Source organism: Agrobacterium sp. SORGH_AS_0745 (genome assembly GCF_030818995.1).
In the GTDB taxonomy this organism is placed as follows: domain Bacteria; phylum Pseudomonadota; class Alphaproteobacteria; order Rhizobiales; family Rhizobiaceae; genus Agrobacterium; species Agrobacterium tumefaciens.
Genome location: NZ_JAUTBI010000003.1, coordinates 2,777,817 through 2,790,289 on the forward strand (window position 1 = coordinate 2,777,817; position 12,473 = coordinate 2,790,289).

Here is a 12,473-nt window from a genome sequence, read left to right on the forward strand (position 1 = left end):
ACCCGGAAGTAACGCTTGATGCGCTATATTCTCCGGCTAGAGGTCGTGTCTCTGTAGCTGGTTGAAAAATGGCGCCCAAAAGCATCTTTTCCAGTCTTGTCCGCGAGGTCGATGGCACATGGTCCACGGCCTATGGCACCTTCAACTTGAAATCAGCCCTGCAGCCCATCTTTCGCCGAACGATGAACGGCGCTCTCGACATCGATTCCTTCGAGGGTCTGGTGCGCCCCCATCGCAACGGCGAACCTGTGACACCGGGTGAATTCTTCTCGCTGGTGGCGCCTGAAGATATAGAGAATATCGACAGTATTCTGCGCACGATCCACATTCTCAATACCGGCAGGCTCAATCGTTCGCGCGCCCGCGTCTTCGTCAACTTCCATCCGGGCCTGTTCCAGACCCCGGCCAAGATGCGTCAGGAAGTGGAGCGCATGCGCCTTACCGCCCACGAGGCCGGCATGACGGCAGACCGCATCGTCTGCGAAATCTCCGAGAAAAAAGTCTCCGATACGCAGATGGTCGCCGACTTCGCCTATCATATGCATGACATCGGTTTTCGCGTGGCGCTGGACGATTATGGCGCGGGCGATTCCGACATTGACCGGGTGAAACTCATCAAGCCGGACTATGTGAAATTCGAGGCAGGCTGGGTGCGTGATTTCATGCAGAATTCGGCAGGCGCCGCCCTTCTGCGCGTCATCGTCAGCCAGTTTCGCGACGATGGGATAGAGCCGGTGTTCGAAGGACTGGAAACCGGCAGGCAGGTGGATATCTGCGAGGACCTCGGCGTCCTGCTGATGCAGGGATACGTGTTGGCAAAACCCGAACTAGCGCCGACGAGTTTCGACGCTCGCTTTCCCGAACTCGGCAGCGGATATTTTTCACCCTCGCCAAGGTCGGACAGAAGTACTGCGACACCGGCATTCCCGCGTGAAGACCGCCTCGCCGAGCCGCATACCCTGCGCCAGACCCGAACCTTCGGAAAACGCGGCCTTTGAGGCCGTTGACAGCGAAATTGTCTCGAAATCGGCTTTGCCACGATATTGCCACAATAAATACTGCGGAACGCCTGAATTCGGTCTCCAAGCCGTCCATTTCGAAGCCTCTTTTATCCTTTGAGAACAGGGACAAGAGGCGATCGCCATGTTTACCAACGACAGGACATCAGTTGAACGGTTAAGGGCGCAGAGAACGCTGTTTTCCCTCTGGATGGCCATTGCCGCCTTTCTTGTCGTCGTCACCATGGCCGCCGGGATCGCAACCTCGGCCAATGCAGCCTCTCAGGCAATCGACACCCTGCAGACATCCTCTATTCCGCAGGTGACGGCAACCGCGCGGGCGGGCGGCCACCTGTTGCTGGTTATCTTCTCCGCCGCAGCCTTCATAAGCCTCGGCATAGGCGGCCTCGCGCTCACCCGGCGAAGCCTGAAGGACGAGGCCCGCCGCCACAAGTAAGCCGCCCTCTCCTCGACTTGCGGCATCGGCGTGTTGCTGCTAAAGCACAGGGGAAGTCGTCAGAACGACGTTTCAAAAATCCCCGAAATGCCAAGGCCGCGACGGAATGATCTTCGGGCCCCTGCTGTGCTGGTGCCATTAATGACGCGTATTCAGGCCAACATGCTGCTTCTGCTCGCCGCGGCGATCTGGGGAGGCGGTTTCGTCGCACAATCATCCGCCATGGCCTCGATCGGGCCATTCTGGTTCGTCGGTTTACGCTTCGCCATTGCCGCCATCGCCGTGCTGCCATTCGCCCTGATGGAAAACCGCTCGAAAAAATCGCCGCCACGTCGCAGGGAAATCGGCGGCTTCATCCTTGTGGGCCTCGCCCTGTTCGGCGGCGCGACGACGCAGCAGGTCGGGCTTTTGACTACAACCGTCACGAATTCCAGCTTCCTGACGGGACTTTACGTCATCTTCGTACCCGTGATCGCCGTCGTTCTTTACCGGCGCCATCCCCACTGGATCGTCTGGCCCGGCGCCCTGATGATGCTGGGCGGAATATTCCTGCTCTCGGGCGGCGCACTCGAGACGCTGACGCAGGGCGATATTCTCAGCATCATCTGCGCCTTCTTCTGGGCAATCCAGATTACGCTTGCAGGTCGTTTCGTTTCCGAAAGCGGACGGCCGCTTGCGCTGTCATGCACTCAGTTTGCGATTTGCTCTCTCTTGAGTTGCATGATCGGCCTTGCGGTAGAACCCATCAGCATGGCGTCCATAGAAGGGTCGCTGGCGGAAATTCTATACGTCGGCCTCGTATCCTCCGGCCTCGCCTTCGTTTTGCAGGTCGTCGCCCAGCGGTATACGACCGCGCCGCAGGCTGCGATATTTCTCTCTTCAGAGGCACTTTTCGGAGCCTTGCTGGCGTCGATTTTCCTGAAGGAAACCATTTCCAACGCCGGTTATATCGGCTGCGTGATTATTTTCGCCGCTATATTGATCGTCGAACTGGTGCCGGAACTGACGCGTAAACGGCAAAAAACCGTCGTTGGAACGGCCTAACGCAGAAAGAACTGATTTTTCTGTTTCGAGGAAAAATCGTACCGCCGCATTCAAAATTTTGCCCGGAAACCGAAGGCAACCGGCAATTATTTCATCAATTATCAAATATGCGGAAAAAATGTGCGACTACGCGCAGGAATTCTACCGCAGGTTTTTATCCGACAAAAAGCCCGTGAAAACTTTTGCTTGCCAATTTTCCATAAACGCAGCAATCTACTGCGGTTCGGGCAATTTGCGAGCATGGGAAGGCCTATAAATTTGCGCACTGGGGACGCTATAAACCTCGGGCGGTGGGACGAAAAACGTTGGATGAGAACGCCATTACTTCCCGCTGTGAAGGTCCTTTTTCTCAATAGTCAAGAGCTGCCTGCCAACGCCCTCGCGGGGCAAAACTGTAATGCTGCCTGTAGCTGAACGCGGGCAGAGCGAAAAGGACCTGATGCATGGCCGAAACTGGCACCGTAAAATTCTTCAACACAGACAAAGGCTTCGGCTTCATCAAGCCAGACAATGGTGGCGCTGATATCTTTGTTCATATCTCTGCCGTACAGGCTTCCGGCCTGTCCGGACTTTCAGAAAATCAGAAAGTGAGCTTCGACACGGAACCGGATCGTCGCGGCAAGGGCCCGAAGGCAGTCAATCTGCAGATTGCTGGCTAACCCTAAAACGGCTTTCATTTCTAGTTGAAGCCCGGCAGGAATGCCGGGTTTTTTTATGCCCAATCCGGAGGCGCCAATACGCGCCCGGAAACTCAGATCCCCTTGAGATAGGGGTTGGTGCGCCGCTCCTCGCCAAGCCGCCCGCCGGGGCCATGGCCGCAGATAAATCCGACATCATCACCCAGCGGCAGCAGCTTGTCGCGAATGGACGCCATCAATTGCTCGTGGTTCCCGCCCGGCAGGTCGGTACGCCCCACCGACCCCGCAAACAGCACATCGCCGACATGGGCGAATTGCTGGTCGCGATTATAATAGATGACGTGACCTGGAGCGTGACCCGGGCAATGGTAGACTTCAAAGACATGATCCCCGAAAGATACCGTGTCGCCCTCATTCAGCCACCTGTCCGGCAAAACGTTCTGAAGACCGCTGATGCCGTATTTCTGGGCCTGGGTCTCGATCCTCTCGAGCAGCGGCCGATCGTCCTCATGCGGGCCGATCACCGGCAGGGAAAGCTTCTCGCGCAGTTCCTTGGCGCCGCCGGCATGGTCGAGATGGCCGTGCGTCAGCCAGATTTCCTTGAGCGCGATGCCGTTTTCGGAAACCACCTGAAGAATGACATCCACATCCCCACCGGGATCGACGACAACGCCTTCCTTCGTATCCTCATCGAAGAGAATGGTGCAGTTCTGCTCGAACGGCGTGACCGGAATAATGCCCGCCTGCAACTTTCCCATATCCCGTGTCTCCCTGTCTGACAAATCCCGCCTCCTATAGCCTGCGGCCGGTTCCGGCACAATGGCGGAGGAAAAAGCAACGGTTTCCGGTGACCTTGCTACTTCTAAAAACTATGAGTTAATCCAATTAGATATCGGAAATTTTCCCGCTCGAGACGGGAGGTATCTGTGAAAAATGTGGAACGCCCTGAAGGCTGCGACGTTGTAGGTCCAGTCTTTAAAGGAGTGAGACACATGGACAAGACGCTTAAAATGCTCATGGCTGGCGGCGCTTTCGCCCTGATGGCCGGTTACGCAAACGCCGCCATGGTCGCCACAACAGCATCGGACGTTTCCGTTCGCTCGGGCCCAGGCGAGGATTATCCCGAGCTTGGCCTTGCCACCCGTGGCAGCAACGCGGTTCTGGATGGCTGCATGGACGGCAGCAGCTGGTGCCGCATCGAAGTCAACGGCCTGCGCGGCTGGGCACATGCAGATTATCTGAATGTTATGTATGAGGGCTCTCCCGTCATTCTCGAACAGCGCCGCTCCGATATCAGCGTGCCGGTCGTGACTTACGAGAAGACCTCGAGCGTACAGGCAGAACCCAACCCCGGCGATCCGAACCTTGGCCGCGTTGGTGAAGTCAATCCGCCCGAAACAGTCATCTCCTATATTGACGAGCACCCTGCGGACACTGTCACCTTTGATGGCGAGGTAGCGGTCGGCAGCACCCTGCCCTCCGATACCCGGCTCGTGGAAATCCCTGATTACCAGTATCGCTACGTTCAGGTAAACGACGTGCCGGTTCTGGTGGAGCCATCGACGCGCCGGATTGTCTACGTCTACCAGTAGACGCGAACTCGATACCGGCAGCATGAAACCAATGAAGAGCGCGGGCTTTCCGCGCTCTTTTCTATTTACGGTAAAGGTCAGTCAGGATTCCAGTTGCACCGGCACCCGCAGCATATTATCCACCGCAACAGAAAATGATCGCGGCATCCTCCCGAGCGGACGCATTTTCGGCTATGTTTACAGAATATTGGCGCATCGACGCATGTCAGCCGCAGAATATGAAGGAACCGCAGTGCCACCGCAATCGCTCAAAACCGCAGCCGCCAAGCAGACACCGGCACTCCCGAAGGTTGACGACGGCAAGATCGACTTCGATACGATAGAGGCGCTGTTCTTCGCGTATCGCGATTTCGTCTCCGATCCAGATGTCATTCTTTCGAAACTGGAATATGGGCGCGCGCATCACCGGGTGGTCTATTTCGTCAGCAGGCAGCCCGGCATGACGGTGGCGGATCTGCTCGACACCCTGCAGATCACCAAGCAGAGCCTTGCCCGCGTGCTCAAGCAATTGATCGACGACGGTTATATCCGCCAGATGGCTGGCCCGGAAGACCGCCGCCAGCGCAGGCTCTATCCGACGCTGACAGGGCGCGAACTGGCGCTGGCGCTGAGCGAGCCGCAGTCGCGCCGGATCGACCGTGCGCTGGAAGGGCTTGGACCCGACGCCCGCGCCTGCGTTCGCAAGTTTCTGGCGCAGATGCGCAGCCCGACACCGGGGGAAGGCGACTGACGATGGCCACGGCAACGACAAAACTCCCCCCCGCTGATGACGATGCGGCCCACCTTCTGATCGTCGATGACGACGCCCGCATTCGCAATCTTCTGCAACGTTTCCTCGGCGACAAGGGATACCGCATCTCCGTCGCAGCCGATGCGGCAGAAGCCCGGCGCAAGATGGTAGGCATCCGTTTCGACCTTCTCATTCTCGACGTGATGATGCCGGGGGAAAACGGGCTTTCGCTCACCCGCTCGCTGAATGAGAACAAATCCGTGCCGGTCATTCTCCTGACCGCCCGCTCGGAGGCGGATTCGCGAATTGCTGGGCTGGAAGCCGGCGCGGATGATTATCTAGCGAAGCCTTTCGATCCGCGCGAACTTGTCCTTCGTATCAACAACATCCTGCGACGCAACACTTCGCCGGATACGCCCAAGATCGAACAGATCATGTTCGGCCCCTACAGCTTCTCTATCCCCAGGAAGGAATTGCGGCGCGGCGCTGAAACGATCCGCCTGACGGATCGCGAACAGGAGATCATGCTGCTCTTTGCGCTTCGCGCCGGCGATACCATTCCACGGCACGAGCTGGTCGAGGCGGAATCCGAAGTGGGCGAAAGAACAATCGATGTGCAGATCAACCGCCTTCGCCGCAAGATCGAGGACGACCCTGCCAACCCGGTCTATCTGCAAACGGTGCGTGGCATCGGCTACCGCCTGAGCGTGGATTGACAAGGACAAACGAAAGGCGGGCGCACAGCCATGGCGAGCCTCGATTTTCTAATCACTGTCAGGAATAGCGGCGTAGCGAAGACCTGGCGCGCATTTGCCAGATGGCTTCGCCACTGGCTGCCCACCGGGCTTTATACACGCTCGCTGCTGATCATCATCCTGCCGATGATCCTGCTTCAGGGCGTTGTCGCGGCCGTTTTCATGGAGCGTCACTGGCAGCTGGTTACCGAGCGCCTTTCCTCCGCCGTAACGCGCGATATCGCAGCGATCATCGAGCTTCTGCAAACTGATGAGGAAGAAGACGACTATCAGCGCGTCATCCGCATCGCTCGCGAGAAGCTGGGTCTCAGCATCTACATCGAGCCGAAGGCCGATTTGCCGGCCCCGAGACCAGAACCGTTGTTTTCCATTCTGGATACGATCCTCGCCAATCAGCTGACCCAGCAAATCGGCCGGCCATTCTGGATCGATACTTATGGCAACGGTTCCCTGGTTGAAATACGTGTCCAGCTCGAAGACAAGACGCTCCGCGTCTTTACCAGCCGCAGCGCCGCTTATGCCTCCAACACGCATATCTTCCTTGTCTGGATGGTCGGTGCATCGCTGGTTCTGATCGCCATTTCCATCCTGTTCCTGCGCGGGCAGATCAAGCCTATCGAAGCGCTTGCCAAGGCGGCCGAAAATTTCGGCAGGGGCCAGAAGATCAGCGCCTATTCCCCACGCGGCGCAGACGAGGTGCGGCGGGCGGGACTTGCCTTCATATTGATGCGCGAACGCATCGAGCGGCAGATGGAACAGCGCACTGCCATGCTGAACGGTGTCAGCCACGACCTGCGCACCATCCTCACCCGTTTCAAGCTGCAACTCGCGCTTGCCGGCGACAATCCTGATCTGGAAGGGTTGGACAAGGATGTCGAGGATATGCAGTCGATGCTGGAGGCCTACCTCACCTTTGCCCGCACCGATGTCGAGGAGGATGTCGGCACGCTTGAGCTTCCGGCACTTCTGGAAAAAATCGACTATGATTTCGAGCTGCACGGCAAGAAATTCAGCTACGAGCTTTATAATATCGACCAGATCATCGCGCGCCCGAATGCCCTCTCCCGCCTCGTCGCCAATCTCGCGGAGAATGCCCGGCGCTATGCCAGCAAGCTCCATATCGACATCCGCAAGGCTCCACGCTCCATCATCATGACGTTTGATGATGACGGGCCGGGTATTCCGGAAGCGTCAAGGGAGGATGTCTTCAAGCCGTTCTTCCGGCTGGACGAGGCACGCAACCTCAACGCCTCTGGCACCGGGCTCGGCCTCTCCATCGTCCGAGACATCGCCCGCAGCCATGGCGGTGACGTATCGCTGGACGACAGCCCGATGGGCGGATTGCGGGTAATCGTCAAAATTCCGGCGTAGAGCAGCGGAGAGAAAAATGTGATGCGGCTCGCCCGCTTCCGTCATTCCAGCCTTGAACCGGAATGACGGAGAAAGAGTGTTCAGCCTGCGCAATCTTTGGGTTGCGTGTTGTTGCGCTTTCTCAGCACATTTTCTCGCCGTTCGGCACCGGCCGCTCGACCGCGGCAAGCACGATGTCGCCGTTGCCATCGGCAAACCCCAATGTCAGAACTTCGGAGCGGAACGGGCCAATCTGGCGCGGTGGAAAATTCACCACACCCAGCACCTGCCGGCCGATCAGACTTTCCGGGGTATAGTGCACCGTGATTTGCGCCGAGGATTTCTTGATGCCGATCTCGGGGCCGAAATCGATCTTCACCTTGATCGCCGGCTTGCGTGCTTCCGGAAAAGGCTCTGCCTCAACGATCGTGCCGACACGGATATCGACCTTCTCGAAATCGGCATAGGAAATTTCACTGCTCATGCCCTGCTCCCGCCAGCCTGCTCGTCTTCAACCAGCCAGTTCTTCGGCGCGATTTTTCGCCGCAGCGATCGCCTTGTCAAACAGGGGCTGCATACCGTCTTCGGCCATCAGCACCGAAAGTGCGGCGGCCGTTGTACCGCCCGGCGAGGTCACGTTCTGGCGCAGGCGCGCCGCCTCGTCAGAAGACTGATGCAGGAGTTCGCCCGCACCGGCCACGGTTTCACGCGCCAGCCGCATGGCTATATCCGCCGGCAGACCTGCCTTGCGACCGGCTTCCGCCATGCATTCAACCAGATAGAAGACATAGGCCGGACCGCTTCCCGAAACCGCGGTAACCGCATCGATATCGCTTTCGGTTTCCACCCATTCGACCGGACCGCTGACCTTCAGCAATCCATCAACCACTGCCTTTAGCGCCGGCGTCACCAATTCGTTGGCGTAGGCGCCCGTCACGCCACGGCCAACCATGGCCGGCGTGTTCGGCATGGCCCGCACGGCGGCGATCGAGCCGAAATGCGAAACGAAAGTGCCGATGGTGGTGCCGGCCGCAATCGAAACGACGACGGTCTCGGGTCCGAGCAAGGGCTTGAGGGAGGGTAGCACTGCTTCCATCATCTGCGGTTTTACCGCGACAAACAGAATGCCCGCCTTCACGCCATCAGGCACGCTTTCGCTATGCGTGGCGCCCGCTTCCGCAATTGTCGTGCGCATGGCGTCGGAGGGGCGCGGATCGATGACGATAACCTGCGAACCCGGCACGCCCTTTTTCAGCCAGCCCGAAAGCAAAGCGCCGCCCATATTGCCCGCCCCAACGAGGACGAGAGGACCGGAAGCCCTGTAGACCATTTTCAAGCTTCTCCGACGGTCTCGAACATGACCGCTTCAATTGCACTTTTCGCATCCAGCCCCGACCATACGACGAACTGGAATGCCTGATAATATTGTTCGCATGCCTCAAGCGCGCTGGAAAGCAGCACTTCCACCTGCTGGTTGTTAGGCTCCGCACCGCCAGCCAGAAGCAGCGACTGGCGGAAGATCACAACATCTTCCTGCCGCCACAGATCGAAATGACCCATCAGTACCTGGCCGTTGACCTGAGACAACAGGCGAATGACTTCGTTGACGCGCTGATCGGGCACCTTGATGTCGAAGGCGCACGCCAGATGCAGTGCCTCAAAATCTTCCATCCAGGAAAAGGAAACGTGATAATCGGCCCAGTGGCCCGCCACCGTCATGGCGATCTCGTCTTCGCCGGAACGTTCGAACGACCAGTCGTTCGAGGCGGCGACAATCTCGATCATGTCCACGGGATTGGACTGGCGCTCAATTTCAAATTCTATCAGGCTCATGCGGCACCTTCTCATCCGGTATGGATGTTCTGCTTTGAACGCCGGGCACAAAACGCACACACAAACCGGATTCAACACTTGAGACGATTGCCCGACACCAACAGAGTTACACATTCACCCTGTGTGGAGCTTACCAGGTTCGTTTCGAATCATCATTTAAAATCAGTGTATAATGGCCGAGTCCTGCTGCCACCCCTCGGGCAGCATTTTTACTTTTTGAACAGTGGATATCTTCTCCCCCATCACCTCAGGCGAGATACATAAGCGACTCTGGCAATTGCGTTTTTTGGAAGTGTCCACAGGCCTCAAAAAATTAACGATGGAGGCAGGTCCGGATCGACAGGGAATAATTTCGGGTTGCATGGCCCGCAAACAAAAAGTCCCGGAATCGCAGGCGATCCGGGACCTCTTGATGAAAAAGCGCGAAAAGAATCAATCCTTGGCAGCAGAAAGCTTTGCTTCCAGAGCCTCGATGCGAGCGCGCAACGCATCGTTTTCATCGCGCGCCTTGATCGCCATCTCGCGCACCGCGTCGAATTCCTCGCGCTTGACCACGTCGAGGCTGTTCAGCCAGCGATCCGCCTGTGCGTGCAAGGCAGCCTCGGCCTCCTTGCGCATTCCCTGCGCAGCGCCCGCCGCATCGGTCATCAGCTTTGCGAATTCATCCAGAAAACGATTGGTGCCTGTCGTGGTCATGGCCCTGTTCCTTCGTCGGTTCAGGGAGCGTTCCGTTCCCTGCTGTTGATGCCTTTCAGGTAGGCACTCGACAGCCGCCTTGCAAGCAAAATCGAAAAATCCACATGGCTTGCAATGGCCTTCGGCATCGCAAAGCGTCCCTTGAAGAATAATCTTGACCGGCGCTGCGGCAATCGCCATTTTCCTCGCGTAAAGAGACCGGAGAGCATCATCGCCCGGCTCCTTGAGGCAATGGGTCATTCTGTTGTCCGCCCAGCAACGATGACGGAATATACGGATTGTTAGCCGCTCCCACCCAACTTGCCATCATGCCATTTCCGAATATCGATCCGGTTGCCCTGTCTCTCGGGCCTCTGGCGATCCATTGGTACGGCATTGCCTATGTCGCCGGCATCATGCTCGGCTGGTTTTATGCCCGCCGCCTTGCGCTTACGCCTCGCCTGTGGCCAAACGATACATCGCCGATCTCGGCGCAGCATCTTGACGACTTCATCCTGTGGGCAGCCGGCGGCATCGTGCTTGGCGGGCGCATCGGCTACATCCTGTTTTACGATCTTGGCGCCGTCGCCGCAAACCCTATAAGAGCACTTGAGATATGGAACGGCGGCATGTCGTTCCATGGCGGCCTGATCGGCACGACCATCGCCATGATCCTCTTCGCCCGCAAGAACGGCATCCCTGTCTGGAGCATGTTCGATATCATCGCAGCCGTCGCACCTGTCGGCCTGCTGTTCGGACGCATCGCCAATTTCATCAATGGCGAATTGTGGGGACGTATCGCCGACGTTCCCTGGGCGGTCGTGTTCCCCACCGGCGGGCCGTTTGCGCGTCACCCCAGCCAGCTTTACGAAGCGGGACTCGAAGGCCTCGTTCTCCTCGTCATTCTGGCGGTCACCATCTACGTTTTCAGGGCGCTCAAGACACCTGGCATCGTAACCGGCATCTTCGTTTGCGGTTACGCGCTGTCGCGCATCTTCGTGGAATTCTTCCGCGAGCCGGACGCCCAGATCGGTTATCTCGCGGGCAACTGGCTGACCATGGGCATGGTACTCTCCACGCCGATGTTCCTTCTTGGCCTCTGGGCCGTCTTGCGTGCGCGGCGCGCGAAAATACGCGCTTAAGCGGAATGGCCTGCCATGACGACACCGCTTGCGCAACGCATCAAATCCCTCATCCGCCTGAACGGCCCGCTCAGCGTCACCGATTTCTTCTCGCTTTGCCTCGCCGATCCTGAACACGGTTATTACCGGAGCCGCGAGCCTTTTGGCAGATCGGGTGATTTCATCACCGCTCCGGAAGTCAGTCAGCTTTTCGGCGAAATGCTCGGCGTTTTCGTGGTTCACGCGTGGCAGCGCCATGGCGCACCCGCAGATATTCGTCTGGTGGAAATCGGCCCCGGCCGCGGCACCATGATGTCTGACATGCTGCGCGTCATCCGCCGCATCGCCCCACCACTTTACGAGACGATGCGGGTGCATCTGGTGGAGACCAGCCCTCGCCTTTGCGCCATCCAGAAAGAGACGCTCGCTGCGCATGCCGAACGGCTGACATGGCATGACAGTTTCGATGCGGTGCCGGAAGGTTTCCTGCTCCTCGTCGCCAACGAGCTTTTCGACGCCATCCCAATCCGGCAATTCGTGAAAACGCCGCAGGGTTTCCGCGAACGGGTGGTCAGTCTTGGTACCGATGGTGAACTGGTCTTCTCGACTGGGCTTGCCGGCATCGACCCGACGCTGCTGCCGCCCGGCCCGGAACGGCAGCCGATAGGCAGCATATTCGAGATCTCACCCGCCCGCGAAGCCGTAATGACCGCAATCTGCCAGCGCCTGTCCGCATATGGCGGCACCGCACTCGCGATCGACTACGGCCATCTGGTCGCCGGATATGGCGACACATTGCAGGCCATGCGCAACCATGCCTTCGACCCGCCGCTTTCTCATCCCGGGCAAGCCGATCTGACCAGCCATGTCGATTTCGAAAGCCTTATCAGGACGGCTGAAGCAAACGGCGTTCATGTCAATGGCGGCATCAGGCAGGGCGACTTTCTTTATGGTCTTGGCCTGAAGGAACGGGCAACCGCCCTTGCCGCAAAAGCTACACCCGACCAGACGCTTGAAATCGCCGAAGCGGTCAACCGTCTCGCTGGCGAAGGGGCTGGCAGGATGGGGGAACTTTTCAAGGTCATCGCCGTTTCAAGTCCCGCGCTCCATCTCATGCCGTTTCGCGCGGTGGATTGACAGTGCAATCACCTCTGGGCCAACATCGGCCCAGAACGAAGCAAGCGAACGCAGACACACTGCACCAGACAAACGCCGCGCAACGCCGCGGCAACAGGAAACATCTCGCTTAACGCATCCCACTGGCCAACAGCGACATTCTC

The 12,473-nt window shown here is 58.2% G+C and carries 15 protein-coding genes; 10 read left to right on the plus strand and 5 right to left on the minus strand.

The features are described 5' to 3' along the window. The first annotated feature begins 68 nt into the window (after nt 1–68). The 4 genes from QE432_RS23330 (at nt 69) to QE432_RS23345 (ending at nt 3,158) form a co-directional block, all read left to right on the plus strand. Nucleotides 69–998 (plus strand): EAL domain-containing protein, encoded by a 930-nt coding sequence (locus QE432_RS23330; protein WP_035198647.1) that lies wholly within the window; start codon nt 69–71, stop codon nt 996–998. A gap of 145 nt (nt 999–1,143) precedes the next feature. Then, nucleotides 1,144–1,455, plus strand: coding sequence for a hypothetical protein (locus tag QE432_RS23335; protein ID WP_083211489.1), 312 nt, complete (start codon nt 1,144–1,146; stop codon nt 1,453–1,455). Nucleotides 1,456–1,596: 141 nt separating this feature from the next. Beyond that, nucleotides 1,597–2,499 carry a DMT family transporter gene (locus QE432_RS23340; protein ID WP_111783584.1) on the plus strand — a complete coding sequence of 301 codons (903 nt, stop codon included), beginning with the start codon at nt 1,597–1,599 and terminating at the stop codon, nt 2,497–2,499. A 443-nt stretch (nt 2,500–2,942) separates the two neighbouring features. Continuing rightward, complete coding sequence (locus QE432_RS23345) at nt 2,943–3,158, plus strand: cold-shock protein (RefSeq protein WP_003494703.1); 216 nt, start codon at nt 2,943–2,945, stop codon at nt 3,156–3,158. Nucleotides 3,159–3,250: 92 nt separating this feature from the next. Here QE432_RS23345 and QE432_RS23350 read toward each other — a convergent pair whose 3' ends face one another. Beyond that, nucleotides 3,251–3,895 (minus strand): MBL fold metallo-hydrolase, encoded by a 645-nt coding sequence (locus tag QE432_RS23350; protein ID WP_111783585.1) that lies wholly within the window; start codon nt 3,893–3,895, stop codon nt 3,251–3,253. A gap of 234 nt (nt 3,896–4,129) precedes the next feature. Here QE432_RS23350 and QE432_RS23355 point away from each other — a divergent pair, with 234 nt between their 5' ends. The 4 genes from QE432_RS23355 to QE432_RS23370 all read left to right on the plus strand — a co-directional run bounded on the left by QE432_RS23355 (nt 4,130) and on the right by QE432_RS23370 (nt 7,585). Further along, nucleotides 4,130–4,729 (plus strand): DUF1236 domain-containing protein, encoded by a 600-nt coding sequence (locus tag QE432_RS23355; protein ID WP_003513439.1) that lies wholly within the window; start codon nt 4,130–4,132, stop codon nt 4,727–4,729. A gap of 202 nt (nt 4,730–4,931) precedes the next feature. Next, complete coding sequence (locus QE432_RS23360) at nt 4,932–5,459, plus strand: MarR family winged helix-turn-helix transcriptional regulator (protein ID WP_174002850.1); 528 nt, start codon at nt 4,932–4,934, stop codon at nt 5,457–5,459. 2 nt (nt 5,460–5,461) lie between these two features. Then, complete coding sequence (locus QE432_RS23365; RefSeq protein ID WP_003513441.1) at nt 5,462–6,175, plus strand: response regulator; 714 nt, start codon at nt 5,462–5,464, stop codon at nt 6,173–6,175. A 30-nt stretch (nt 6,176–6,205) separates the two neighbouring features. Next, the gene (locus QE432_RS23370; protein ID WP_080798043.1) at nt 6,206–7,585 is read left to right on the plus strand and encodes an ATP-binding protein; all 1,380 of its coding nucleotides are present in this window, start codon (nt 6,206–6,208) and stop codon (nt 7,583–7,585) included. Nucleotides 7,586–7,706: 121 nt separating this feature from the next. On the opposite strand, the gene QE432_RS23375 is transcribed toward QE432_RS23370, so the two are convergent. The 4 genes from QE432_RS23375 to QE432_RS23390 form a co-directional block, all read right to left on the minus strand. Then, a complete protein-coding gene (locus QE432_RS23375) occupies nt 7,707–8,048 on the minus strand; it encodes a tRNA-binding protein (RefSeq protein ID WP_003513443.1) in 342 nt (113 codons plus the stop codon). 27 nt (nt 8,049–8,075) lie between these two features. Beyond that, entirely contained in the window at nt 8,076–8,894 is an 819-nt protein-coding gene (proC, locus tag QE432_RS23380; protein WP_306625902.1) for a pyrroline-5-carboxylate reductase, read from the minus strand. 2 nt (nt 8,895–8,896) lie between these two features. After that, entirely contained in the window at nt 8,897–9,397 is a 501-nt protein-coding gene (locus QE432_RS23385; RefSeq protein ID WP_006311131.1) for a YbjN domain-containing protein, read from the minus strand. 432 nt (nt 9,398–9,829) lie between these two features. Continuing rightward, complete coding sequence (locus QE432_RS23390; protein ID WP_013636582.1) at nt 9,830–10,093, minus strand: accessory factor UbiK family protein; 264 nt, start codon at nt 10,091–10,093, stop codon at nt 9,830–9,832. Nucleotides 10,094–10,401: 308 nt separating this feature from the next. Between QE432_RS23390 and lgt the strand changes: the two genes are divergently transcribed. Then, a complete protein-coding gene (gene lgt, locus QE432_RS23395; protein WP_029658791.1) occupies nt 10,402–11,214 on the plus strand; it encodes a prolipoprotein diacylglyceryl transferase in 813 nt (270 codons plus the stop codon). Between the two features lie 15 nt (nt 11,215–11,229). Beyond that, entirely contained in the window at nt 11,230–12,330 is a 1,101-nt protein-coding gene (locus QE432_RS23400) for a class I SAM-dependent methyltransferase (protein WP_019565221.1), read from the plus strand. Nucleotides 12,331–12,473: the final 143 nt, after the last annotated feature.

Coding starts and splice junctions, on each gene's coding strand:
- QE432_RS23330 (WP_035198647.1), top strand. CDS start 69: ATGGCGCCCAAAAGCATCTTTTCCAGTCTTGTCCGCGAGGTCGATGGC.
- QE432_RS23335 (WP_083211489.1), top strand. CDS start 1,144: ATGTTTACCAACGACAGGACATCAGTTGAACGGTTAAGGGCGCAGAGA.
- QE432_RS23340 (WP_111783584.1), top strand. CDS start 1,597: ATGACGCGTATTCAGGCCAACATGCTGCTTCTGCTCGCCGCGGCGATC.
- QE432_RS23345 (WP_003494703.1), top strand. CDS start 2,943: ATGGCCGAAACTGGCACCGTAAAATTCTTCAACACAGACAAAGGCTTC.
- QE432_RS23350 (WP_111783585.1), bottom strand. CDS start 3,895: ATGGGAAAGTTGCAGGCGGGCATTATTCCGGTCACGCCGTTCGAGCAG.
- QE432_RS23355 (WP_003513439.1), top strand. CDS start 4,130: ATGGACAAGACGCTTAAAATGCTCATGGCTGGCGGCGCTTTCGCCCTG.
- QE432_RS23360 (WP_174002850.1), top strand. CDS start 4,932: ATGTCAGCCGCAGAATATGAAGGAACCGCAGTGCCACCGCAATCGCTC.
- QE432_RS23365 (WP_003513441.1), top strand. CDS start 5,462: ATGGCCACGGCAACGACAAAACTCCCCCCCGCTGATGACGATGCGGCC.
- QE432_RS23370 (WP_080798043.1), top strand. CDS start 6,206: ATGGCGAGCCTCGATTTTCTAATCACTGTCAGGAATAGCGGCGTAGCG.
- QE432_RS23375 (WP_003513443.1), bottom strand. CDS start 8,048: ATGAGCAGTGAAATTTCCTATGCCGATTTCGAGAAGGTCGATATCCGT.
- proC (WP_306625902.1), bottom strand. CDS start 8,894: ATGGTCTACAGGGCTTCCGGTCCTCTCGTCCTCGTTGGGGCGGGCAAT.
- QE432_RS23385 (WP_006311131.1), bottom strand. CDS start 9,397: ATGAGCCTGATAGAATTTGAAATTGAGCGCCAGTCCAATCCCGTGGAC.
- QE432_RS23390 (WP_013636582.1), bottom strand. CDS start 10,093: ATGACCACGACAGGCACCAATCGTTTTCTGGATGAATTCGCAAAGCTG.
- lgt (WP_029658791.1), top strand. CDS start 10,402: ATGCCATTTCCGAATATCGATCCGGTTGCCCTGTCTCTCGGGCCTCTG.
- QE432_RS23400 (WP_019565221.1), top strand. CDS start 11,230: ATGACGACACCGCTTGCGCAACGCATCAAATCCCTCATCCGCCTGAAC.